The 24,467-nt window shown below is 46.9% G+C and carries 25 protein-coding genes and 1 tRNA gene; 18 read left to right on the top strand and 8 right to left on the bottom strand.

Going from position 1 to position 24,467, the window contains the following annotated elements:
- The first annotated feature begins 10 nt into the window (after positions 1 to 10).
- Entirely contained in the window at positions 11 to 2,911 is a 2,901-nt protein-coding gene (uvrA, locus tag VC188_RS00755) for an excinuclease ABC subunit UvrA (protein WP_323482720.1), read from the top strand.
- A 34-nt stretch (positions 2,912 to 2,945) separates the two neighbouring features.
- Here uvrA and VC188_RS00750 read toward each other — a convergent pair whose 3' ends face one another.
- Positions 2,946 to 4,928 carry a monovalent cation:proton antiporter family protein gene (locus tag VC188_RS00750; RefSeq protein WP_215321065.1) on the bottom strand — a complete coding sequence of 661 codons (1,983 nt, stop codon included), beginning with the start codon at positions 4,926 to 4,928 and terminating at the stop codon, positions 2,946 to 2,948.
- A gap of 11 nt (positions 4,929 to 4,939) precedes the next feature.
- Between VC188_RS00750 and VC188_RS00745 the strand changes: the two genes are divergently transcribed.
- From VC188_RS00745 to rapZ, 9 genes are all read left to right on the top strand, one after another.
- Entirely contained in the window at positions 4,940 to 5,932 is a 993-nt protein-coding gene (locus VC188_RS00745; protein ID WP_215321066.1) for a KpsF/GutQ family sugar-phosphate isomerase, read from the top strand.
- Positions 5,933 to 5,960: 28 nt separating this feature from the next.
- Positions 5,961 to 6,533, top strand: coding sequence for a KdsC family phosphatase (locus VC188_RS00740; protein WP_215321067.1), 573 nt, complete (start codon positions 5,961 to 5,963; stop codon positions 6,531 to 6,533).
- A gap of 3 nt (positions 6,534 to 6,536) precedes the next feature.
- Positions 6,537 to 7,178 (top strand): LPS export ABC transporter periplasmic protein LptC, encoded by a 642-nt coding sequence (gene lptC, locus VC188_RS00735; RefSeq protein ID WP_216190593.1) that lies wholly within the window; start codon positions 6,537 to 6,539, stop codon positions 7,176 to 7,178.
- 10 nt (positions 7,179 to 7,188) lie between these two features.
- A complete protein-coding gene (gene lptA, locus VC188_RS00730) occupies positions 7,189 to 7,743 on the top strand; it encodes a lipopolysaccharide transport periplasmic protein LptA (RefSeq protein ID WP_251368468.1) in 555 nt (184 codons plus the stop codon).
- Entirely contained in the window at positions 7,740 to 8,507 is a 768-nt protein-coding gene (gene lptB, locus VC188_RS00725; RefSeq protein ID WP_323482719.1) for an LPS export ABC transporter ATP-binding protein, read from the top strand. The genes lptA and lptB overlap by 4 nt, the downstream gene beginning before the upstream one ends.
- Before the next feature lie 192 nt (positions 8,508 to 8,699).
- Positions 8,700 to 9,023: a ribosome hibernation-promoting factor, HPF/YfiA family gene (gene hpf, locus VC188_RS00720; protein WP_323482718.1), complete on the top strand. Its 324-nt coding sequence runs from the start codon at positions 8,700 to 8,702 to the stop codon at positions 9,021 to 9,023.
- Positions 9,024 to 9,056: 33 nt separating this feature from the next.
- Positions 9,057 to 9,518, top strand: coding sequence for a PTS sugar transporter subunit IIA (locus VC188_RS00715; RefSeq protein WP_323482717.1), 462 nt, complete (start codon positions 9,057 to 9,059; stop codon positions 9,516 to 9,518).
- The gene (hprK, locus tag VC188_RS00710; protein ID WP_323482716.1) at positions 9,515 to 10,501 is read left to right on the top strand and encodes an HPr(Ser) kinase/phosphatase; all 987 of its coding nucleotides are present in this window, start codon (positions 9,515 to 9,517) and stop codon (positions 10,499 to 10,501) included. Before VC188_RS00715 ends, hprK begins: the two co-directional genes overlap by 4 nt.
- Positions 10,502 to 10,504: 3 nt before the next feature.
- Complete coding sequence (rapZ, locus tag VC188_RS00705) at positions 10,505 to 11,395, top strand: RNase adapter RapZ (RefSeq protein ID WP_215358674.1); 891 nt, start codon at positions 10,505 to 10,507, stop codon at positions 11,393 to 11,395.
- On the opposite strand, the gene mutY is transcribed toward rapZ, so the two are convergent.
- Both mutY and mutM read right to left on the bottom strand, forming a co-directional pair.
- The gene (gene mutY, locus VC188_RS00700) at positions 11,340 to 12,485 is read right to left on the bottom strand and encodes an A/G-specific adenine glycosylase (RefSeq protein ID WP_323482715.1); all 1,146 of its coding nucleotides are present in this window, start codon (positions 12,483 to 12,485) and stop codon (positions 11,340 to 11,342) included. The genes rapZ and mutY overlap by 56 nt on opposite strands.
- A complete protein-coding gene (gene mutM / locus VC188_RS00695; protein ID WP_323482714.1) occupies positions 12,470 to 13,306 on the bottom strand; it encodes a bifunctional DNA-formamidopyrimidine glycosylase/DNA-(apurinic or apyrimidinic site) lyase in 837 nt (278 codons plus the stop codon). Before mutM ends, mutY begins: the two co-directional genes overlap by 16 nt.
- Before the next feature lie 35 nt (positions 13,307 to 13,341).
- Here mutM and VC188_RS00690 point away from each other — a divergent pair, with 35 nt between their 5' ends.
- The 6 genes from VC188_RS00690 to pth all read left to right on the top strand — a co-directional run bounded on the left by VC188_RS00690 (position 13,342) and on the right by pth (position 18,303).
- Complete coding sequence (locus VC188_RS00690; protein ID WP_216190596.1) at positions 13,342 to 14,829, top strand: outer membrane lipoprotein LolB; 1,488 nt, start codon at positions 13,342 to 13,344, stop codon at positions 14,827 to 14,829.
- Positions 14,830 to 14,840: 11 nt separating this feature from the next.
- The gene (ispE, locus tag VC188_RS00685; protein WP_323482712.1) at positions 14,841 to 15,719 is read left to right on the top strand and encodes a 4-(cytidine 5'-diphospho)-2-C-methyl-D-erythritol kinase; all 879 of its coding nucleotides are present in this window, start codon (positions 14,841 to 14,843) and stop codon (positions 15,717 to 15,719) included.
- A gap of 5 nt (positions 15,720 to 15,724) precedes the next feature.
- Positions 15,725 to 15,801, top strand: a tRNA-Gln gene (locus tag VC188_RS00680).
- A 54-nt stretch (positions 15,802 to 15,855) separates the two neighbouring features.
- Entirely contained in the window at positions 15,856 to 16,821 is a 966-nt protein-coding gene (locus tag VC188_RS00675; protein ID WP_215321077.1) for a ribose-phosphate pyrophosphokinase, read from the top strand.
- Between the two features lie 136 nt (positions 16,822 to 16,957).
- Positions 16,958 to 17,602 carry a 50S ribosomal protein L25/general stress protein Ctc gene (locus tag VC188_RS00670; RefSeq protein ID WP_215321078.1) on the top strand — a complete coding sequence of 215 codons (645 nt, stop codon included), beginning with the start codon at positions 16,958 to 16,960 and terminating at the stop codon, positions 17,600 to 17,602.
- A gap of 110 nt (positions 17,603 to 17,712) precedes the next feature.
- Positions 17,713 to 18,303 (top strand): aminoacyl-tRNA hydrolase, encoded by a 591-nt coding sequence (gene pth, locus VC188_RS00665; protein ID WP_215321079.1) that lies wholly within the window; start codon positions 17,713 to 17,715, stop codon positions 18,301 to 18,303.
- 21 nt (positions 18,304 to 18,324) lie between these two features.
- Here the strand turns inward: pth and VC188_RS00660 are convergent, their stop codons facing one another.
- The 5 genes from VC188_RS00660 to VC188_RS00640 are packed head-to-tail and all read right to left on the bottom strand — an operon-like array spanning position 18,325 to position 22,471.
- Positions 18,325 to 18,591 (bottom strand): YfhL family 4Fe-4S dicluster ferredoxin, encoded by a 267-nt coding sequence (locus tag VC188_RS00660; RefSeq protein WP_215321080.1) that lies wholly within the window; start codon positions 18,589 to 18,591, stop codon positions 18,325 to 18,327.
- Between the two features lie 25 nt (positions 18,592 to 18,616).
- Positions 18,617 to 19,114 (bottom strand): pantetheine-phosphate adenylyltransferase, encoded by a 498-nt coding sequence (coaD, locus tag VC188_RS00655; RefSeq protein ID WP_072582688.1) that lies wholly within the window; start codon positions 19,112 to 19,114, stop codon positions 18,617 to 18,619.
- 36 nt (positions 19,115 to 19,150) lie between these two features.
- Complete coding sequence (rsmD, locus tag VC188_RS00650) at positions 19,151 to 19,723, bottom strand: 16S rRNA (guanine(966)-N(2))-methyltransferase RsmD (protein WP_323482711.1); 573 nt, start codon at positions 19,721 to 19,723, stop codon at positions 19,151 to 19,153.
- A 46-nt stretch (positions 19,724 to 19,769) separates the two neighbouring features.
- Positions 19,770 to 21,107 carry a pitrilysin family protein gene (locus VC188_RS00645; protein WP_323482710.1) on the bottom strand — a complete coding sequence of 446 codons (1,338 nt, stop codon included), beginning with the start codon at positions 21,105 to 21,107 and terminating at the stop codon, positions 19,770 to 19,772.
- A complete protein-coding gene (locus VC188_RS00640; protein ID WP_323482709.1) occupies positions 21,107 to 22,471 on the bottom strand; it encodes a pitrilysin family protein in 1,365 nt (454 codons plus the stop codon). The genes VC188_RS00645 and VC188_RS00640 overlap by 1 nt, the downstream gene beginning before the upstream one ends.
- 63 nt (positions 22,472 to 22,534) lie before the next feature.
- Here VC188_RS00640 and ftsY point away from each other — a divergent pair, with 63 nt between their 5' ends.
- Positions 22,535 to 23,425, top strand: coding sequence for a signal recognition particle-docking protein FtsY (gene ftsY / locus VC188_RS00635; RefSeq protein ID WP_323482708.1), 891 nt, complete (start codon positions 22,535 to 22,537; stop codon positions 23,423 to 23,425).
- 93 nt (positions 23,426 to 23,518) lie between these two features.
- Complete coding sequence (rpoH, locus tag VC188_RS00630) at positions 23,519 to 24,442, top strand: RNA polymerase sigma factor RpoH (RefSeq protein WP_323482707.1); 924 nt, start codon at positions 23,519 to 23,521, stop codon at positions 24,440 to 24,442.
- The last annotated feature ends 25 nt before the right edge of the window (positions 24,443 to 24,467 follow it).

Genomic DNA, 24,467 nt, shown 5'->3' with positions numbered 1-24,467 from the left:
CTAAAAAATCATGAATAACGAAATCAAGATCCGCGGTGCCCGCACCCACAACCTCAAAAACATCAATCTAGACATCCCTAGAGAGAAACTCGTCGTCCTTACTGGCTTATCTGGCTCAGGCAAAAGCTCATTGGCTTTTGACACGCTGTATGCAGAAGGTCAACGCCGCTACGTGGAATCTCTCTCAGCTTATGCCCGCCAGTTTTTGCAACTCATGGAAAAGCCAGATGTCGATACGATTGAAGGGCTTTCACCAGCGATTTCGATTGAACAAAAAGCCACCAGCCATAACCCTCGCTCCACCGTGGGTACCGTTACTGAAATTCATGATTACTTGCGTTTGTTATTTGCCCGCGCAGGCACGCCCCATTGTCCAGACCACGATCTACCTTTAGAAGCACAAAGCGTTTCTCAAATGGTCGATACCGTACTCTCAATGCCTGAAGATACGAAGTTGATGATTTTGGCTCCAGTAGTGAGCGAACGCAAAGGTGAATTCGTTGACCTCTTTCAAGACCTGCAGGCACAAGGCTTTGTGCGCTTTCGTGTGCGCTCTGGTGGTGGTACAGCAAACGTAGCAAAAGCCGAGATTTTTGAAGTGGATCAATTACCAGCGCTCAAAAAGAATGATAAGCATTCGATTGAAGTAGTGGTTGACCGCATCAAGGTACGTCCCGATATTCAGCAACGTTTGGCAGAATCTTTTGAGACAGCCCTACGTTTGGCGGATGGCAAAGCCATGATCGTCGATATGGATACTGGCAAAGAGATGATTTTCTCCAGCAAGTTTGCTTGCCCAGTTTGCTCATACTCTTTGCAAGAATTAGAGCCGCGTCTCTTTTCTTTTAATAACCCGATGGGCGCCTGCCCTTCCTGTGATGGCCTGGGTCACCAGTCTTTCTTTGACCCTAAGCGTATCGTTGCGCACCCTGATTTATCGCTCGCTTCAGGCGCTATTAAAGGCTGGGATCGCCGCAATCAGTTCTACTTCAAACTCCTTCAGACCCTGGCTAAGCATGGCGGCTTTGATGTGGAGAAGCCATTTGAGACGCTAAACAAAAAGCAGCAAGATCTGATTCTCTTGGGCTCCGGCGATGTCACTATTCCTTTCGAGTACATCAATGAGCGTGGCAAGAACAGCATTCGCGAACATGCTTTCGAAGGCATTGTTGCCAACTTTGAAAGACGCTATCGCGAAACTGATTCCATGACAGTTCGCGAGGAACTATCGCGTTATCAGAATGTACAAACTTGTCCTGAATGTAATGGCAGCCGTTTACGCAAAGAAGCTCGCTTTGTCAAAGTGGGTGAGAAGAAACAATCTCGTGCGATATACGAGATCAGCGCCCTACCACTAAAAGAAGCAAAAGAATATTTCGAGACACTCGAACTCAAAGGCGCTAAACGAGAAATCGCTGACAAGATCGTCAAAGAGATTGGCGCACGTCTACGCTTCTTAAATGATGTAGGCCTAGACTACCTTTCACTCGAGCGTAGTGCCGACACTCTTTCTGGCGGTGAAGCCCAACGTATTCGCCTAGCAAGCCAGATTGGCTCTGGCTTAACGGGGGTGATGTATGTATTGGACGAACCTTCAATTGGCCTGCATCAACGCGATAACGATCGCCTGATTGGCACCCTGAAGCACCTGCGAGATTTAGGTAATAGCGTTTTAGTCGTTGAACATGATGAGGATATGATTCGCGCCTCTGACTGGGTTATTGATATCGGTCCTGGTGCTGGTGTTCATGGTGGTGAGGTGGTAGCTCAAGGCACGCCTGCCGAAGTAGAAGCAAACCCGAATTCCTTAACTGGTGCCTACCTTGCCGGCCGCGAAGCAATTGCGGTTCCAGAAAAACGTATTCCTGTAAATGATCGCTTTTTAGAAATCATTGGTGCGCGCGGCAATAACTTGCAATCTGTTCATGCAAAAATCCCCGTTGGTTTGTTAACTTGCGTTACTGGTGTATCTGGGTCTGGTAAGTCCACCTTAATTAACGACACCTTGCATCATGCCGTTGCTCAACACCTGTATGGCTCCAATGCAGAGCCTGCAGTACACGATGCAATGAAGGGTTTAGAGCACTTCGATAAAGTCATTAGCGTTGACCAATCCCCGATTGGTAGAACGCCGCGCTCCAACCCTGCTACCTACACGGGACTATTTACCCCGATTAGAGAACTCTTTGCAGGCGTTCCTGCATCACGTGAACGGGGCTATGAAGCGGGTCGCTTCTCCTTTAACGTTAAAGGTGGGCGCTGTGATTCTTGTGAAGGCGATGGCGTACTCAAAGTAGAAATGCACTTCTTGCCAGACGTCTACGTACCTTGCGATGTTTGTCACGGCAAGCGCTACAACCGTGAGACTTTAGATATTCGCTACAAGGGTAAGAATATTCATGAAGTACTCTCGATGACAATCGAACAAGCCCATGAGTTCTTTGAAGCGGTGCCCGTTGTTAAGCGCAAACTTAAAACATTACTGGACGTAGGCCTGGGCTACGTGAAGCTTGGACAAAGCGCAACCACCCTATCCGGCGGTGAAGCGCAACGCGTAAAACTCTCTCTTGAACTCTCCAAACGTGACACCGGCAGAACCTTATACATCTTGGACGAGCCAACTACTGGTTTGCATTTCCACGATATTCAGTTGTTGCTAACTGTGATTCAAACACTCAAAAAACAAGGCAATACGATTGTCATCATTGAGCACAACCTTGATGTGATTAAGACTGCGGATTGGATTATTGACTTAGGGCCTAAGGGCGGCGCCGGTGGTGGGCAAATCATTGCTACTGGCACACCAGAAGACGTAGCGAAAAATGAATTGAGTTTTACAGGTCACTACTTAGCGCCTTTGCTAACTCGCAAAACGCCTACTCCTGTAGCCGGTAAAAAGAAAAGTAAGTAAAGCAATAATAGTGCGCAGCGCTATTAGATTGATCTCAGAGTAATTTAGCTTCAGCCAAATCGGTTGCCTCTGAATTGCCTGAGATCACCAAAATGTCATTAGCCTCAAGCTTGAGATCGGGAGTAGGATCCAACTTCACATAATCTGCGTTTCGACCTTTGCGACGCACTGCCTGAATATTGACGCCCTCTTTCTCCAGATCAAGCTCGCCTAAAGTTTTACTAATCGCTTTTGAATTGGGTAACAGGGTAATGGCATGTAAACGCCAAGATTCATTGGAACCAAAGTCATCGTCCGCAGATCCACGGAAGTAGCCCCTCAGCAAGCTATAACGCTCTTCCCTTGCTGTCGTGATGCGTCGCACTACCTTACGCATTGGCACGCCCATGATCAATAAAACATGGGAGGCGATCATTAAGCTACCTTCAATAAGTTCGGGCACGACCTCAGTAGCTCCAGCTGCCTGCAACTTAGCGATATCTGCATCATCTCTAGTCCGCACCAATACCGTCATACCAGGACGTAAGCGCTCTACCTGACGCAACACTCGCATACTTGCTGCGGTATCGGCATAAGTAATGACAACTGCTTTTGCTCTTGCAAGACCTGCGGCTACTAAATAGTTTTCACGACTTGCATCGCCATAAACTACATTGTCGCCAGCAGCCGCAGCTTCTTTAACGCGATCAGGATCTAAATCCAAGGCAATGTATGGAATTTTTTCTTGATCAAGCATGCGCGCCAAACTTTGACCTGAGCGACCAAAACCACAAATGACCACGTGGTTTTCATTACGAACACTTTTAGAGGCGACACGAGTTAATGCAAGCGATTGCAACAACCATTCGTTACTGGAGAAACGCATCGCAATGCGATCGCTATATTCAATGAGGAACGGCGCACAGAACATGGAGATCAGCATCGCTGCCAATACTGCTTGGCTCAAAATGGGATCAATTAAATCTAAGCCATCAATTTGATTCAACAACACAAAGCCGAATTCACCCGCCTGAGCTAAGCACAGTCCGGTTCTAATCGAGATTCCAGGACTGGAGCCAAAGCCCCGTGATAACAAAGCAATAAGAGCAAACTTGAAGATGAGCGGACCAACCAGTAAAACCAAAACCAACAACCACTGCTCACGAATCACGTTGAAATCCAGCAACATGCCAATCGTCACAAAGAAGAGGCCGAGTAAAACATCGCGAAACGGCTTGATATCCTCTTCCACTTGATGGCGATAAGGCGTTTCAGAAATCAACATGCCAGCCAAGAACGCACCAAGCGCCAGCGACAAGCCAAAGTGCTCAGTAAGCGCTGCCATACCCAAAACAATCAACAACAGATTGAGCATGAACAACTCTTGTGAGCGCAACTTAGCAACCAACTTAAACCAATGACTCATCAAGCTTTGGCCAATAAAGAAAATTAACACCAAAGCAACGGTAATTTTGATTGAGGCCGCAGTGAGCGCAACAAATAAATCCGATGGATTTTTTCCAAGTGATGGCAATAAGATCAACAGGAAGACCACGGCCAAATCCTGGAATAACAAAATACCCACGACATTGCGACCATGCTCTGTCTCTAATTCAGCGCGATCAGAAATCAATTTGGTCACAATTGCGGTGGATGACATTGCCAGCGCACCACCCAAAGCGATCGCAGCATGCCATGAGATGGGATAAATCCAATTCATTAGCAAACTGGCGGGGATTGCTAAAAGCATTGTCAAAATGACTTGGCTGCCACCAAGACCAAATACGATCGATCGCATTGCCCTTAATTTATGCAGGTTAAATTCCAAACCAATCGAGAACATCAAGAAAACCACGCCAAATTCAGCCAAATACTTCACTGTGGCTGAATCATTCGCCAAGCCCAAGGCATTGGGCCCAATCAGCACGCCAATGGCCAAATAGCCCAAAATGGGGGGTAAGCCAAAATAGCGGAAAATAACCACTCCGGCCACACCCGAGGCCAGGAGAATGAGGGTTAATTGAAGGACTGACGGCATATACTTACTCGATGATAGCTAAGACTCGTGAACGTACCCTAAAGCTTGCGCGCGACACCCTCACTATTGAGGCTGCTGCACTGCAAACTATGCGTGATCGCCTTGAGGGCGCCAATGCTGATGCCCTCGTCCTGGCGGTTGAACTTTTACATGACTGCAAAGGCAGAATCGTCGTTTCTGGAATCGGCAAATCGGGCCATATTGCTCGCAAAATTGCCGCTACTTTTGCTTCCACAGGCTCCCCTGCATTTTTTGTTCACCCCGCTGAAGCCAGCCATGGTGACTTAGGCATGGTTACTAGAGATGATGTTTTTGTCGCACTTTCTAATTCCGGCGAGACCGATGAGCTTTTGACTATCGTGCCAATCGTGAAACGCACTGGCGCAAAACTCATTGCCCTCACTGGCGCTCCAAATTCCTCCCTTGCCAAATTGGCAGACGCGCATTTAGATACCAGTGTTGAAAAAGAGGCTTGCCCTTTAAATCTAGCGCCCACTACCAGCACTACTGCAGCACTAGCCATGGGCGATGCACTTGCTGTCGCCTTACTAGATGCACGCGGCTTTGAAGCTGAAGACTTTATTCGCTCACATCCCGGCGGCAGACTAGGTCGTAAGCAATTGATGCATGTCAGTGAAGTAATGCGCAGCCTTGCAGACACACCAAAAATCTCCATTGATGCATCACTACAAGATGCCTTGTTAGAGATGACCTCAAAGCGTATGGGTATGGTGGTAATCCTAGATGCCAACAAAAAAGTATTTGGCATATTGACTGATGGCGACTTGCGTCGCCTTCTAGAAAAAACTACTGACCTGAGCGGCATCAAACTCGAGAGTGCAACCACTGCCGATCCTCGCACCATTCCAGCAGAGTTACTTGCTGAAGAAGCGATCGAGATGATGGAGAAACATCGCATCAATCATTTAGTGGTAACAGATAACCAAGGCCATTTATTAGGCGCATTAAATCTACATGATTTATTTGCAGCCAAAGTCATTTAACCTCCATTAGTAATCGAGTTTCCCTTTCATGCCCAGCGCTTTCAATACTCACAAGACCAACCCTCTAACTCAATATCCACAAGCATGGGAGCGTGCAGGCAAAGTGAAGCTTTTGGTATTGGATGTTGATGGTGTATTAACAAATGGGCAAGTATGGATTGGCGCCGATGGAAAAGAATCGTTAAAAGCTTTTGATATTCAAGATGGTTTAGGCATCAAATTATTAGAGCAATGCGGCATTCCGACTGCCATCATTACCGGCAGAAACTCCAAAATGGTTTTGGCGCGCTGCGAAGAGCTTGGCATTAAACATGTTCACATGGGTGTTGAAAACAAAGCTATTGCCCTGAAAGAAGTTCTTCAATCTCTGGGGCTGACTGCGGCTGACTGCGCTGTTATGGGTGACGATTGGCCAGACATGCAAATGATGAAAAATGCAGGCTTTCGTATTTGCCCAGCACAAGGTCACGAAGCTGTTCAAGAATTTTCCCACTTGGTGACGACACGCAATGGCGGTAATAGTGCAGTGCGTGAAGTATGTGACCTGATTCTCAAAGCCCAGAATCGCTACGAAGAATTACTTCTTAAGGCTCGTAGCTAAGCAATGCAGTTAAAGCCTCAGCAAATTAAGGTCGGCATCGGGCGCGCTTTGTTGCGCCTACTACCCTTGATATTAATGGGAGTACTCACGCTGGCAACTTTTTGGCTGGTCCAAAAAAATACTCCACCAGAAAAATCCCCCCTAGAACGCGTGCGTCTGCATGAGCCTGACTACACCATCAAAGATGGTGCACTATCTGCCCTAAATGAATTAGGCAATACCAAATACCGAGTGTTGGGCGTTAAAGTCACTCACTATGATGACGATGCTTCTATCGATATTCTGACGCCGCGCATGCGCCTATTCCAAGCTGAGAAAGCGCCTGTAACTGTAAAGTCGGATACAGGACATCTCGACGGCGACCTCACCATCCTAGATTTATACGATAACGCTAGCATCTTTCGCCCAGCTCAAGAGGCGACTGCATCACAGCCAGCTACCTTAAGAATGTTGGCTAGCTCAAGCTATTTCAAAGTGCTTATTAACGATGACATTATTGAAACCGATCGTCCAATTACCCTTGAGCAAGGAATGTCGATCCTGAACTCCACTGAAGGTGGTGTGTTTAACAACATCGAACAAAGTATGGTGCTCAGCGGCCAAGTTAAAGGACGTATTGAGCGCGCCCCACGGAACCACCAATAAAATGATGTCGATGAAAATATTATTGGTTCGGCTTGTGCTCCTGAGCTTTGGGCTCTCCCTTGCATCTTTGTCGTTCGCAGAAAAAGCAGACCAAGATAAACCCGTCATTCTGGAAGCGGAAAAAGTTTCTGTAAACGACGTTAAGCAAATCTATGACCTCAACGGTCAGGTGCTACTGATCAAAGGCAGCATTATTGTTACTGGTGAGGATGGCCACATTGAAGTCGATCCCCAGGGTTATGAGTTTGTCGATGTCGTGGGTACTCCAGAAGCGGTTGCGAGCTTTAGACAACGTCGCGAAGGCCTTGCAGATGAATTCATGCAAGGACGCGGCGCCCAGGTTACCTATGACGCCAAGACAGAATTTCTGACGTTGACAGGCGATGCCAGCTTGAAGCGCTTGCTCAATATGCAAATGCTCGATCAATTAAAGGGCTGGAAAATTGAGTACGATGATGTAAAGCAGTACTATCATGTCACGCCCCCTAAAGATGCAAAACCGGATGATCTGCCCTTAGCAAGAGCCATCCTTTCACCAAGACGAAAAGCAACCCTAGAGAAATGACAGCGGATTTAGCCCACATCGATAATGCGCCCACACTAAGCGCCCATAAGCTACAAAAACGGTATGGCTCAAGAACCGTGGTTCGTGATATATCCGTACAAGTCAGATGCGGTGAAGTGGTAGGACTACTAGGCCCAAATGGAGCAGGCAAAACAACTTCGTTCTACATGATTGTTGGACTAGTCCCACTCGATGGTGGAAATATCGTTTTAGATGGCGCAGATATTACGCATTTACCGATTCATGAGCGCGCTCGAATGGGTCTCTCCTATTTGCCACAAGAAGCCTCTGTATTTAGAAAGCTCAACGTAGCTGAAAATATTCAGGCAGTCTTAGAGCTTCAAGCTCAAGGCGGCAAACCCCTTACTAAGGCCGAAATTGCTAACCGCCTTGATGAGCTCTTAGGCGAACTCCAAATCAGTCATCTGCGCAATAACCCAGCCCTCTCCCTATCGGGTGGTGAACGTAGGCGGGTAGAAATTGCGAGAGCGCTAGCTTCCCAGCCAAAATTTATCCTGCTAGATGAGCCCTTTGCTGGTGTTGACCCTATTGCTGTTGGGGAAATCCAGCGCATTGTGCGCTTCCTGCGGGACCGCCAAATTGGGGTACTAATTACCGACCACAACGTCCGCGAAACCCTAGGTATCTGTGACCACGCCTACATCATCAGCGAAGGTAGCGTATTGGCAGAAGGCAAGCCTGATCAGATTATTCAGAACGATGCCGTCCGCAGAGTCTATCTGGGCGAAAACTTCCGGATGTAGGCCAGACGAGGCTTCCCGCTTTTAAAGCAATAATAATTTCACTTCCCTCTTGGTTTTCAGCAAATTCGCTGATACGCTGGGGGCTCATGGTTTATCTTCCAAAAAAACAGCACAAAAAATTTCAGGGGCTTGCTGCGCACCCCGGGCATGACTATGCGCACGCATCTATAGCATCTATAAAAGGAGTCGCTAATGAATTTGAAAATTAATAGCCGTCACGTGGAAGTTACCCCTGCCATGCGCTCTCATCTTGAGGCGGGTCTAACCAAAATTCGTAAGCACTTCGATCACGTCATTGATGCGTCTGCCTTCCTGGTAGTAGATAAAGCCAAAGAGAAGGATCTGCGTCAAAGCGCCGAGCTCACCATTCACCTTAAAGGGAAAGATCTGTTCGCTGAAGCACACAATGCTGACCTCTATCACGCTATGGATGCAGTGGTTGATAAGTTAGAGCGTCAAGTTGTCAAACACAAAGAAAAGATTCAAGATCATCACCACGAAAAGCATTTTGAGTGATCTAGTGCGTCAGGACACCTATAATCAATTCACATGAATGCCCTGACCAATCTTTTTACTCCCGACTGCATTGCATTAGATATCCCCGCCACAAGCAGGGCTGATACATTTGCAGCCGCTGGAGAACTGTTTTCTAAACAAACAGGAATAACAGCCAACTCCGTTATAGAGTTCCTCAATGCTCGTGAAGATTTAGGCTCCACCGCCCTCGGTGCTGGTGTGGCCATCCCTCACGGTCGTGTGAAAGGCTTAAAGCAGCCGAGCGCAGCTTTTATGAGACTGCAGAACCCAATTGAGTTTGCAGCTCCGGATGGTGAAGCGGTTTCCATCTTGATTTTCTTATTGGTGCCCGAAAAAGCCACCCAACAACATTTAGAGATTTTGTCTTCGATTGCACAGCTGCTATCGGATGCCGATGCTCGCGAGTCCTTATCGTCTACTGCAGACCCCTTAAAAGTTTGCGAACTCTTACAACACTGGGGTACAGCAAAATGACTCAGCCATTACTCCTAGAAGGAGTAACTGCTCAGCAGATTTTTGATGACAATGTTTCAGAATTAAAGCTGTCTTGGATCGGCGGTCTTGAAGGTGCCGACCGCACGTTCCCGCCAGAAGCTGTAAAAATAGCTGCAGCAAGCTCCGACTTGGTAGGTCACTTAAACCTTATTCACCCAAGCCGTATTCAAATCTTCGGCGAGCAAGAGGTTGAATATCACGCAGCTCTGGAGCCAAAACAAAGGCAAGAGCAAATTGCCAACTTGATCTCCAAGATGCCACCTTGTGTCATTGTGGCTGATGGTAAGAGTGCGGATCCAGACTTGCAACTATTCTGCCAGCGCTCCTCAACGCCACTATTTACCACCGCTATTTCTGCTGCGGAAGTGATTGATCATTTACGCACTTACTTAACCAAAATTGGTGCCCCTCAAATCACAATGCATGGTGTCTTCATGGACATTCTGGGCTTGGGTGTACTTCTTACTGGCGAATCCGGCCTAGGTAAAAGTGAATTAGGCCTCGAACTCATTTCTCGTGGACATGGATTGGTAGCCGATGATGCGGTTGACTTTGCACGTCTTGGACCTGATTACATTGAGGGTCGCTGCCCCGTCATCTTGCGCAACCTACTTGAGGTACGTGGACTAGGATTGCTCGACATTCGGACGATCTTTGGTGAAACCGCAGTACGTCGTAAATTAAAACTACGCCTTATTGTTCAGCTCGTTCGTAGAACCGATGGCGAATTTGAGCGTCTACCCCTTGAGGCCCAGCATATCGACGTCCTAGGCATCCCCATTCGTACGGTCAAAATTCAGGTGGCTGCAGGTCGCAACTTAGCCGTACTAGTTGAAGCTGCTGTACGCAATACCATTTTGCAATTGCGCGGTATCGATACCTTAAAAGAATTTATCGAGCGTCAACGTATTCAGATGAATGCGGAATCAGAATCCTCAAAGTCCCAAGGACGCCTACTCTAAGCCATGCAGATCAATCTGATTACCGGAATCTCAGGCTCAGGTAAATCAGTAGCCCTGAGAGCTTTTGAAGATGCAGGCTATGACTGCGTTGACAATCTTCCTGTCTCACTTCTCGAAAACCTGATCTCCACTCTTGAAAAAGAAAAATGCGAACAAGTTGCAGTTGCTATAGATGCTCGTCGCGGCCAATCTATTGCAAACTTGCCATCCATTCTTGAGAACCTACGCAAAAATCATCAGGTCAGAGTGGTATTCCTAAATGCCGATACCAATACTTTGGTGCAACGCTTCTCAGAAACCCGTCGTCGCCACCCCTTATCTACCAATGGCAAACAATCTCAATCGGCAACTCTGATTGAGGCAATTGATAAAGAGCGTAATTTGCTCGAGCCCCTACGTGCCCAAGCGCACAGCATCGATACCAGTAACCTACCTGCTCATGCACTGCGTTCTTGGATTCAAGATCTCCTCAAAGACAAACCGGTAGGTCTCACAGTAGTTTTTGAGTCATTTGGCTTTAAAAAGGGTGTGCCCAGCGAAGCGGACTTAGTTTTTGATGTGCGTTGTCTACCAAACCCACACTATGACAAAGCGCTCAGACCACTGACCGGCAATGACAAGCCCGTTAAGGAATTTCTAGAAAAAATTCCAGAGGTGATGAGCATGGAATCTGACATCACCCAATTCATTAACAAATGGTTACCCCATTACATTGCTGATGGTCGCAGTTATTTAACGGTTGCCATTGGTTGTACTGGCGGCCAACATCGCTCTGTCTATCTCGTAGGCCGCTTGAGCGAACACTTCCGCGCCCAAAAGGACCTCATGGACTTGCAACTTAATTTTTTAGATCGTCACCGCGAACTAGATTCAATCCCTGCAGCAAAAGCTTAATCGGCTGCGGCAGGCCATGGCGCCCTAGCTGAGCCAACGGCACCCACTTCAGATCTGGATTTAAGAAGGCCAACTCTTTTGGAGCGCTTACCTGCCATATCTGCATCCACAATTTGCGGTGCGTAAAGACATGCTTAATTTCTTCGGCTCGCTTTAATGATTTAAAAGCTTTTGTAAGTGCTGCTAATTTTTCTTCGGGCAATGTAGCTGCAAATAATTCCTGCGGGCTTATTTCAATAACTTTTTCACGAGCTATCCTAGGGGTCCACGGCCCTTCAGGCAAAGACCACAGACCACCCCAAATGGCTTTACTTGGGCGCTTTTGCAAGAGGATGGAATTACCCGAACGCATCAACAACATATTGCAATCAAATTCTGGAGATTTCGTCTTCTTGGTTTTTTGTGGAAGCAAAAGGACCTGATTGCTTAAATTAGCTTGGCAGTCTTTTGTGAATGGGCATTTTTTTTCAGACCCTAAGCATACTGGTTTGCGTGACATACACCAAGTAGCGCCAAAGTCCATCAGCGCCTGGGTATAGACTGGCATATCTGTAGGCTTAGTTGGTAGTAAATCAATTGCTAAATCCCATAGTCGATCATTGATTTTCTTATCCTGCATCGCACCTTCAATCGCAAATAAACGCGCCAGAATGCGCTTCACATTCGCATCCAAAATAGGTGCTCGTTCATGAAAAGCAAATGCAGCGATTGCGCCAGCTGTAGATCGCCCAATCCCTTTTAATTGCTCAAGCAAAATGGGGTCACTTGGAAACTGGCCGCCGAACTCTGTCATGACTTGCTTTGCGCAAGCGTGTAGATTTCTAGCGCGCGAGTAATAACCTAATCCCGCCCACTCAGCCAATACTTCATCGATATCAGCGCAAGCTAATTTTTTAACTGTAGGAAAGCGCTCCATAAAACGTGGGTAGCGCTCAAGGACAGTAGCCACTTGAGTTTGTTGCAACATGATTTCTGAGACCCACACCGCATAAGGGTCTCGATTACCTTGCCAAGGCAAGCCTGAGCGCCCACTGATCGCATGCCAAGCAACTAGCTTTGATGCAAATGTGTTGATCAGCGTTTTTGACATTGAGTACAAAAATAAGTGGAACGTTGGCCCTGCACTATTTGACTAATAGGCGTCCCACATACCTTACACGGAAGTCCTTTGCGGTCATAGGCCTTGGTTTGGACCATAAAGTGTCCAGGATCACCATCGCTATTTACAAAATCTTTCAAACTACTGCCGCCAGCTGCAATCGCTTTTTTCAAAATCAATCTCACCGCTTCAGCCAAACGAGAACATTGCGGACGTGTGAGCTTTCCTGCAGCTTTAGCTGGATGAATACCTGCCTCAAATAAACTTTCAGAACAATAAATATTGCCGACCCCGACAACCGCTTGCCCCGTCAAAAGAAACTGCTTCACAGCAACACTACGTTTGCGGGATTTTTGATACAAAATATCTGCGCCCAGCTCACCCGCAAACTCTGGAGAAAACGGCTCCACTCCTAGCTTTTGCAAAAGCGCAAATGTTTCAATGGGACCTTTTGATTTAGGATGCCATAAGACGGCGCCGAATTTTCGTGGATCATGTAAACGCAAACTGAACTTACCGAACTCTAGCGTCACGCGATCATGAATCTTAAGGGGGTCCGAGCTTGGGAGTACACGCAAAGTTCCCGTCATCCCCAAATGAATCAGTAAGTAGCCCGTATCCATTTCTAATAAAAGATACTTCCCACGCCTTTCAATAGCATGCACTTTTTGCCCAGGCAAGCTTTTAGAGAGGTTGGCGGGCACTGGCCAACGCAAGCGTCCATCAATAATATTGACGGCGCTGACCTTGCGCCCCTCAAGATGGGGGGCGATTCCTAATCGGGTGACTTCTACTTCTGGAAGTTCTGGCATAAATGGATTGTAGATTCGCGGATTAGAATGTGCTTATGAGTAAATTCACACTGAAACCTCTTTTAAAGGGTTTATTCCTGGCAGCCCTCACTGGTGGAGTCATTTCATCAGCTCATGCCCAAACCCAGGCAAATGGATTACAAACTGGCGAAGCGGTCTTTGAGGTGCTCGCCTCTGAAATCGCCCTTCAGCGGGGTGAGGCTGGCTTGGCTTACAACACCTACCTGGAGATGGCGCGTCAATACCAGGACCCCAGGCTTGCTCAAAGAGCTATGGAAATTGCGATTGCTGGAGGTTCCCCAGATTTAGCCATGCAAGCAGCGAAAGCTTGGGATGAACTCTCTCCAGCTTCGGATACCAAACCTAAAGAAGTCCTGGTAACGCTATTGATCTTAAGTAATCGCTGGTCTGATGCTGTCAAGCCAGCAATTACTCTATTGCGCCAACAAACTCCCGCCGAACAGGAGAATACTCTTTTGCAATTACAAGCATTGCTTGCTAAAGCGAAAGATGAGTCGGATGCTTTACGCGCTTTTTATGAAATCGCATCTACTGTCAAGATTCCACCCAAAGATCCGGGCCTGCTTTATACCTATGCCATGTCTGCTGAAAAAGTAGGTCACATGGATGTAATGGAAAAAACACTGCGTGACATTTTGCGCAAGAACCCAAACGATGTAAATTCTCTTAATGCCCTTGGCTATTCTCTAGCTGACCGTAATTTGAAGTTACCTGAGGCATATGCGCTCATCAGTAAAGCACATCAACTGTCTCCAAAAGATAGTTTTATTTTGGACAGCTTGGGTTGGGTCAATTTTCGTCTAGGTAAAAATACCCTCGCATTAGAACAATTACAACAAGCATTTGCTATGAAACCAGAAGCTGATATTGCGGCTCATACTGGTGAAGTGTTGTGGGCCATGAATCGCCGTGCGGAAGCTGAAGAGATGTGGCGCCAGGGACAAAAAATAGACGCCAATAATCCAACCCTGAAAGAAACCCTACAACGTCTAAAGCCAGACTGGGCAAGGGATGACCAAGCATCTAAGGGCTCATGGGATGGGCGCTTTGCCGTCAAAGTCATTGGCTTAACTGAGTCACAAAACCAAGGTGGCTCTGGTGGCTTTACCTTGACCCAAGAAGCATTAAAGGATGTTTTAGAAATACGCAATCCCATGGGTGGCTCGATTGCAAAAATTACTATTACGCCAGGTGAAGCCACACTCGAAAGTGATGGCAAAGTAGTTACTGCAGTTGATGCAGATACCTTATTGCAAAACACATTAGGCCTACCACTACCAGCTCGCGGATTATCAAACTGGTTAAGAGGCGAAGTGCGTCCTGGAAGCGAGGCAAGTGTTGATAGAAATGCAAATGGTCAAGTAAGTAAAATTAGTCAGGATGGCTGGGACTTGGTATACACCTGGAGCAATACCAATCGCCTCGAAAAACTCACCATGACGCGTAGCTCGAATATCGGATCGATTGATATACGCCTCGTGTTTGACCGCCCGAATGACTAAGCAAAAGAACAATGGCGAAACCCGATTCTTTATCTCTTCGTTCGCCGGCTAAGCTCAATCTTTTTTTACACATCGTCGGACGTAGAGCAGATGGTTATCACCTACTTCAGTCTGTTTTTCAACTAATTGACTGGTGTGACACCATCCACCTAAAAAGCATTTCTGAAAATGAAGTGCGCCGCATCAATCCCATTCCCGGAGTTCCGCCAGAACAAGATTTGGTGGTTCGCGCAGCTAAGCTACTAAAAGATTTTTGCAATATTGAGGCTGGCGTTGAAATCCATCTTCATAAAGAAATTCCAATGGGTGCGGGCATGGGGGGCGGGTCCTCTGACGCAGCAACTACATTGATTGGTCTTAACGCCCTTTGGAATCTCAATCTCTCCAAAGAAACGCTTTGCACCCTAGGGCTTCAGCTCGGTGCCGATGTCCCCTTCTTCATTTTTGGTCAAAATGCATTTGTTGAAGGCATTGGGGAGAAAATTCAAGCAATTTCCCTCCAAACCCCTGATTTTTTGGTGATATTTCCTAATCAAGGCATCTCAACAGCAAGCATTTTTCAAGACCCGGAATTGACCCGAGATCACGCTCAGATTACAATTGATGGCTTTCTTGCATCGCCATTGTTATATCAATCGAATGATTGTCAGGCTGTAGCGATGCGGATTTGCCCAGAAGTGAAGCAAACTTTGGATTGGATTACCCAGGCAGTACCGGGCTCACAGCCCCGAATGTCTGGTTCTGGTAGTAGCGTTTTCGCAGTCTTAGACCCTAAGACCGACACCGCAAAACTAGAAAATCTTCTGCAAAATCTTCCTGAAGGGTGGGTAGGTCGGGTTGTTCGGGGGCTAAATAAAAATCCCGCTTACAATTTGATTTCTTCAGATTGACCTGTAGGGGAATCGCCAAGCTGGTTAAGGCACTGGATTTTGATTCCAGCATGCGAAGGTTCGAATCCTTCTTCCCCTGCCAAGTACTGTAGAAACGATAAAGATAACCTTTTGACCTCACAAAACCCATAAGACTATGTCCTCCACAAACGCAGATTTATTGACTCTTTTCACAGGCAACGCAAATCCCGTTTTGGCTGAGGCTGTAGCCAAAGAACTCAAACTCCCAATGGGAAAAGCCTTTGTTGGCCGATTCTCTGATGGCGAGATTCAAGTAGAAATTCAAGAGAACGTCCGCGGCAAGAATGTCGTGGTGATCCAATCAACCTGCGCACCTACAAATGACAGCTTGATGGAACTCATGATCATGATTGATGCTCTGAAACGAGCATCTGCAAGCCGCATAACCGCAGTGATTCCTTACTTCGGTTATGCCCGTCAAGACCGCCGCCCTCGTTCTGCCCGCGTAGCTATTTCCGCTCGGATTGTGGCTAACATGCTTCAGTCAGTAGCTGGCATTGAGCGTGTTTTGACTATGGATCTGCATGCTGACCAAATTCAGGGCTTCTTTGATATTCCGGTAGACAACATCTATGCTTCCCCAGTCCTTTTGGCTGACTTGGAGGCACAGAAAACTAAAAAAGACTTGATCATTGTGTCTCCAGACATTGGCGGCGTGGTTCGAGCCCGTGCAATGGCTAAGCAATTAGGCACTGATTTGGCGATTATTGATAAACGCCGTCCTAAAGCAAACGTATCCGAAGTGATGCACCTCATTGGCGAAGTAGAAGGCCGCCATTGCGTCATCATGGATGACATCATCGATACCGGTGGAACCCTCTGTAAAGCAGCTGAAGCGCTTAAAGAGCGCGGTGCTAAGGGCGTTACCGCCTACTGTACTCACGCCGTGCTCTCAGGCGGTGCTGTAGCCCGTATTGCAGCCTCTGAATTGGATGAGTTGGTTGTTACCGACACCATTCCCCTGACTGCAGAGGCCATGAAAGTATCCAAAATTCGCCAATTGAGCGTTGCTCCGATCCTCGCTGAAACCCTTTCCCGCATCAGCAAAGGTGATTCAGTGATGTCGATGTTTGCTGAATAAGTCAAAAATCACCGTTTTACCCTGGTTTTTGGCAGTTTTAAGCCTTTTGCAGGCAAAAACACCCTTTCCCACGATATAATCGAAGGCTTTTCTGTTTGGTCGCGAACGGAAATTAACCTTAACTAGGAAAATCATCATGAAAGTAGTTGCCTTTGAAAGAAGCGTACAGGGAACGGGTGCGAGCCGCCGTCTGCGCAATTCCGGAAAAACTCCGGGAATCGTTTACGGTAGTAAAGATCCAGCCTTGGTCATCGAGTTAGACCACAACGCGTTGTTCCATGCTCTCCGCAAGGAAGCATTCCACTCATCCATTTTGGATTTGGAAATTAGCGGTAAGACACAAAAAGTGTTGTTGCGCGATTACCAAATGCATCCATTCAAGCCATTGGTATTGCATATTGACTTCCAGCGCGTATCTGCGACTGAGAAAGTTCATATGCGCGTTCCATTGCACTTCGCTAATGCTGACACTTCAGCTGCTGTGAAATTGCAAGGTGCCGTTATTAGCCACATCCTTACTGAACTCGAAGTTTCTTGCTTACCAGCAGACTTGCCAGAGTTCATTGAAGTGGACTTGGCGAAGATTGAAGTTGGTCACGGTATTCACGCTAAAGACATCGCATTGCCAAAAGGCGTTACCTTGGTATTGCATGTTGAGCAAGAGAATCCAGTACTTGCTAACGCACGTATCCCAGCAGTTAAAGGTGCTGAGCCTACAGACGCGCCTGCTGCACCAGCAGCCGCAGCCTCTGCAGCTGAGGCGCCAAAAGATAAAGCTTAATTTTTAGCTCAATCGCTTGTACAAGAAGGCCTGCGCAAGCGGGCCTTTTTTATTGCCCTAAGTTTTCACTCTTTTTTGGCGAAATACTTTTATATCTTTAAACTCTCAACATGACTAAATTAATTGTTGGCCTAGGCAATCCTGGAGATGAGCATAAAGAAGATCGGCACAATGCTGGCTTCTGGTTTGTTGACGTCTTGGCAAAACAACTAAGCACTCGTTTTGAATCTGAAAAACGCTTTCATGGCAAAGTAGCTAAAGCTAAATGGGAAGGCGAAGATCTTTACTTACTCAAGCCAAGCACTTACATGAACCTGAGTGGGCAATCGGTTGGCGCGCTATGCCGCTTTCACAAAATCACTCCTGCGGATATTTTGATAGTCCAAGATGAACTGGATTTGAAGCCTGGTACTGCACGACTGAAGTTAGGTGGCGGCACTGGCGGTCACAATGGCTTGAAAGATATCCAAGCGCATTTAAGTACCCCAGATTATTGGCGCTTACGCTTAGGCATTGGCCACCCCAGAGATTTAGCTGGTGATGGACGCCCGATGGATGTTGCAGATTATGTATTGCGTAGACCTCAATTGGACGAGCAAAAACTTATTGATATCAGCATTGAAAATAGCCTGCAAATTTTGCCGCTCTTTTTAAAAGGCGACACTCAAAACGCTATGATGGAGTTGCACTCCAAGGGCTAATTACTGAACTAAGCTGCTCAGTTAAGCTGTATTGGCTTTTTTGGCAGCAGTTAAACGCGTGAACTTCACCATTAACTGCTCTTGAGTTTCTGTGTGCTCAGGATTAAATGGGATGCAGTCGACTGGACAGACCTGGCGACATTGGGGGGCATCATAGTGACCTATGCATTCGGTACATTTATCGGGATTGATTTCATAAATCTCCAGACCCATGTAAATAGCATCATTTGGACACTCCGGCTCGCAGACATCGCAGTTAATGCATTCGTCCGTGATCATTAATGCCATGATTTACTCGCCAAATTTCATTTGGTCACTCTTTATTCTGAGTGCCTGAAGCAATTTTTCTGACGAGCCATTTTTCCACTGATGGAAAAACAAACTTACTCACATCACCACCCATTGAAGCTATCTCACGCACGAAAGTGCCTGAGATAAATTGATACTGATCGGATGGGGTTAAGAATAAAGTTTCAACGTCAGGAAGCAGGTAACGATTCATGCCTGCCATTTGGAACTCATACTCAAAATCAGATACAGCACGTAACCCCCGCACGATCACGCGCGCTTGATGCTCGCGTGCAAAATCTTTTAATAAGCCAGTAAAGCCAACGACTTTTACATTCGGATAGTGGCCAAGTACTTCCTTGGCGATAGCAATGCGCTCTTCTAAATTGAAGAATGGACGTTTGCTGCGACTGTCGGCAACACCCACAATCAACTCCGTAAAAATGCTCGATGCGCGGCGGACCAAGTCCTCGTGACCACGAGTAAATGGATCAAATGTTCCAGGGTAAACGGCAACTGTCATAACGTTCCTAAGGCTTTATCGGCTACAGGCAAGAGTTTAGCCTCTTCCACCCCGAAATAGACAGGCTTTTACCTGTCCAGCCTCTAAGTATTTTCCACAATGCCAGTCCGGTAGTAAGGCCTCCACCTCCTCGCGTGGTCGACTAGAGGGAAATTCCACATAAATACCACCGCCTGCCGAGTCATCACAAACCCTAGCTGCCTGGATAACGGCGCGATCTAATAAACCCGAATCCTGGAATGGTGGATCAATAAAAATTAAATTGCTAGAACGATCTGCCTGCTGCTTCAGAAACTCAAGGCTATCTCGCTGCAAAATTTCTACAAGGCCAGCAGCTGGTGAAGACTGCAATAAAGCAAAATTGGCTGTTAAATTTATGTAAGCCTTTTTTTCTTTCTCCAGCAACACAACCAATGCAGCGCCTCTTGATGCGGCCTCAAAACCCAAAGCACCGGTACCCGCAAAAAGATCTAGGCATCGTAAACCTGTTAAATCTTGTCCCAACCAATTAAAGAGCGTTTCCCGAATGCGATCAGTTGTAGGGCGTAGGCCAGGCAGGTCCAAAACCGTTAGCAAACGACTTCTCCAATTACCACCAATAATCCGCACCTTCTTCGGCGGCTCAGTCTTTAAAGGCTTGCTTACTTTATTGGGCTTATTTATTTTTTGCTCCCAATACAATAATCTTCATACGATCCATTGCAAGGTATTTTTGGAATGCAGTCTTGACCTGCTCCAAAGTTACCGCCTCAACTTGCTTTGTCCATACATCCATCGTATCGAGCGGCAAGCCATTCCATGCAATTGAAGAGAGGTTGTCCAACAACTTGCGATTGTTATCAATCCGCAATGGGTAACCATTCACTAGGTTTGCTTTAGCAGCCATAAGCTCAGATGGAGTGGGTCCATCGGCGATAAATTGAGCAGTGGTAGAACTCATCACCTCTAAAGCCAGCGCAGCCTGATCACTCTTGGTTTGTAGGCCCGCTTGAAAAATGCCATTCTCTTTTCCAGGAATAAAGTAACTAAACACGCTGTATGCCAGACCGCGCTTCTCACGCACCTCAGCCATCAAGCGAGAGACAAAACCGCCGCCGCCTAAAACATAGTTACCAACCAGTAATGGGAAGTAATCAGGGTTGTTACGAGCAACCGCCGTCATCCCCATAGCAATGTGGGCCTGCTGAGAATCAAAAGGAATTTGAATTTCTCTTTGCGCCAGAGGCTCCACAGGAGAGCGCTCGAGTTCAGGCAACTTTGCGATCGGCTGTCCTGAAGCAGGAATCTGCTTTAACAAAGCTTTGACGATTTCTTCTGCTTGAGCGCGATCAATATCGCCAACAATACTCACAATCATGCGGTCACTGCGATAAAACTGCTTATGAAATTGCACTAAGTCATTCACACTTACAGCAGCAACTGATTTCACTGTTGGCGAATCAGCTAGGGGATAGTTTCCATACACTGATTTTTTAAAACGACGTTCGAGAACAAACTCGGGCTTAGTTTCCGCCTCAAGCAAACTTGTTATCGTTCTTTGTTTCTCACGCTCAACAATTTTTGAATCGTAAGTCGGCTCGCTCAACATAGCAGAGGCTAGTTGTACCGCTCTATCGCGCAAGTCTTTTCGACTCAAACTGCGAATGCGCAAGATTGCTCGCTCACCGCTCACCGATAGGCCAATATTGGCTCCAAGATCAGCGATTTCATCAGCTATTTGAGCTTCAGTGAGAGCCCCTTTTTTACCCCTAACCCCATAATTCATGAGGCCTGCAACCATATCGGCTAGGCCACTTTTGCCAGCAGGGTCATAGCGATCGCCTGCATCAATGCTCACTTCAATGTCTACCATCGGCAGCGCTTTGGTTTGCACTAAATATGCCTTGGCACCCTTATAAGAATCTAACTTCTCGATCGGTAAGATGGCGTGCGCGTTACTAAGCAAGCCAAAAGCAAAGAGGCAAACTGAAATACCTTTAACGAAGAGATTCATCACTTGCTCTCCTTACCTGCAGCTTGACGCGCCTGAGGATCCAATACCGCAATCGTCAAACCCTCATCAACCAGATATTTTTTTGCAACTGCTTGCACTTGCTCAGGTGTAATGGTTTGCATTTTCTCCAGCATGTAATCAATGTCCTTCCAAGAAAATCCTGCCATCTCTGTACTGCCAATTTCCATTGCTTGACCAAAGATAGAGTCGCGCTTATAGATTTGCTCCGACAGGATGCGAACCTTAATTCTTTTGAGCTCAGATTCAAGAATTCCTTTCTGCTTTATTTCGTCAAGCGCCTTCCGGATGCTTACCTGAGCCTGATCGACTGTTTTTCCTTTAGCCATCGTGGCGCTAATTAAAAATAGTTCTGGCCCCCGGGAGATCATGTCGTACCCCACGCCTACATCATTGACTACTTTTTCCTGCTTAACGAGCGTGCGATTTAAGCGGGCATTGTCATAGCCATCCAGCACTGCTGTCAAAAGCTCTAAAGCATACGGCTCGGGGTCATCCGGCTTACCGGGATCGAGGCGCGGCACCTTCCAAGCCATAGTCAGTTGAGCACTATCAGCTGGCGCCTTTACCTGGACCCGCTTAATCCCTTTTTGAGGCGACTCAATTTGCGGCTTACGCACTGGCAACTCATGAGCAGCGGCAACGCCGTAATACTTCTCCGCCATATTCAAAACCTTTTTAGCATCCACATCACCGCTGATGACTACGGTTGCATTGTTTGGCTTATACCAACTACGATACCAATCTCGCGCATCGGACGCTTTCATATTCTCTAAGTCATTCATCCAACCAATCACCGGATGGCGATATGGAGAACTCATATAAGCGGTTGCCATTAATGATTCGTTGAGCAAACTACTAGGATTGTCTTCTGTTCGTAAGCGACGCTCCTCCATGATGACCTGAATTTCTTTTAAGAATTCTGCATCATCAAAATTGAGGTTAGACATACGATCTGCTTCAAGCTTGATCACGTCTTCTAATTTTGATTTTTCAACTTGCTGAAAATAAGCGGTGTAATCGTGCGAGGTAAATGCATTTTCGCGCCCACCGACCGCGGCTACCAAGCGAGAAAATTCACCCGCCTTCACTTTATCGGTACCCTTAAACATCATGTGTTCAAGCACGTGGGCAACGCCCGTCTTCCCATTGACCTCATCAATGGATCCGGCGCGATACCAAGCCATATGAGCTACTGTTGGCGCACGATGGTCTTCCCTGATGATCAATTTGAGGCCATTGCTCAACCGATACTCATGCGTATCCCCTGAATCAGGACCAGCAGCCCAAGTATGCTGGCTAATGACAAAGAATAAAAAGGAAATTCGGAGTAAATTGGAAAGCATCTGCTAAATCACCATATCCCTAGAATTAAATTGATAAGATGCAAGTTTTAAATTGTATCGATTATGTTCGGCTTACGTAAAACCCTCGGATCCCTTTTCAAATCAAACAAGGTTGATGAATCTTGGTTTGAAACCTTAGAAGAATCACTCATTCAAAGTGATGTGGGTCTACCTACGACTGAACAACTCATCACCAAACTACGAAAAGCAGCAAAGTCTGAAAAGGCCTCTAGTCCAGAGGAGTTGCAAACTCTTCTCATTCAAGAAGTCAGCGCACTATTGACTGCTATTGAACCTTCACCAAACCCACTATTTACAAGTGATAAGCCTAACACTCCAGAGGTGTGGTTGGTTGTAGGGGTAAATGGAGCCGGCAAGACTACGACCATTGGCAAACTTTGCCGACTCTTTCAGTCTCAGGGAAAATCAGTTCTCTTGGCTGCCGGCGATACTTTTAGAGCTGCGGCACGTAACCAGCTTCAGGAGTGGGGTGGACGCAACCAGGTTGACGTTATTACTCAAGAAGGTGGTGATGCAGCAGCCGTTGCACACGATGCCATTCATGCTGCCATCTCTCGCAAGAACGATATTCTCATCATTGACACTGCAGGCCGTCTCGCCACCCAGGACAACCTCATGGAAGAGCTCAAGAAAGTAAAACGTGTCATTGGTAAAGCACTTCCTGGGGCGCCTCACCACACCCTGCTTGTTTTAGATGGCAATACTGGGCAGAACGGCTTGAGCCAAGTAAAGGCATTTCATGCCGCTCTTGGCCTGACTGGAATCATCGTTACCAAGCTTGATGGCACCGCTAAGGGCGGCGTGATCTGTGCCTTAGCCCACACCCTACAGGATGGCCCAAAACCCGCTGTTCTAGCCCTAGGCAAGGGCGAAGGAATTGAGGATTTAGCCCCCTTCACCGCAGGGCAATATTCATCTGAATTATTCAATTAAATCAATAGCTTACAGTTCATTAAAACCATTAGCACTCTCTTGACAAGAGTGCTAAAATAGATCTCTATTAACACCTCACCTTTATAAGAAAAAATGGTTCAAAAGAAATCCGACAACCCGAATTTGCAAACGCTGCCAGTCGCGCAGACTGCGTCTGCGCCTGCATTTCAGATGTTGCCAACTCTTGGGGTTGGCACTCTCGATTCATACATTTCGTATGTTAATCGAGTGCCGATGCTTAGTGCTGCGGAAGAGTTACATCTTGCGCAGGAATTTCGTCGTACTGAAAATGTCGATGCCGCCAAAACTTTAGTGCTCTCTCATTTACGCTTAGTCGTTTCTATTGCTCGCCAATATCTTGGCTATGGAATCCCGCATGCTGACTTAATTCAAGAAGGCAATATTGGCTTGATGAAAGCTGTTAAACGCTATGACCCAGACAATGGCGCACGTTTAGTGTCATATGCAATACATTGGATCAAAGCAGAGATTCATGAGTACATTCTCAAGAATTGGCGCCTAGTAAAAACTGCAACCACCAAAGCACAACGCAAATTATTCTTTAACTTACGCAGCAACAAGCCTACCTTGAGTGCGCTTACACCTAGTGAGGTTGACGCCTTGGCTAAAGCACTTGATGTCAAAGGTTCTGATGTTAAAGAAATGGAAATGCGCCTTGCTGGTGGCGATGTCGCTCTAGAGGGCGATGACAGCGATGATGAATCTGCTTACGCCCCTATTCAATGGCTAGCGGATAACTCACAAGAGCCTACTGCTCGCATTGCCAGCGCTGAAGCAGATGCCTTGCAAGGTCCCAAACTAGACCAGGCACTCATGGCTTTAGATGAGCGTAGTCGCAATATTGTGCAATCTCGTTGGCTGGCTATGGATGCCGAAGGCAATGGTACTAAGACGTTACATGATCTTGCTAGCGAATATGGCATCTCCGCAGAACGCGTTCGTCAAATTGAAACCGCTGCTCTAAAAAAGATGCGCGGCCTGTTGCAAGCAGCTTAATCAATCAAGAAGTTTGCAGGTAGAA

Source organism: Polynucleobacter sp. MG-28-Ekke-A2, assembly GCF_035012985.1.
Lineage (GTDB): Bacteria > Pseudomonadota > Gammaproteobacteria > Burkholderiales > Burkholderiaceae > Polynucleobacter.
The sequence above is the reverse complement of the archived record's forward strand: the minus strand, read 5'-3'. Positions and strand labels throughout refer to the sequence as shown.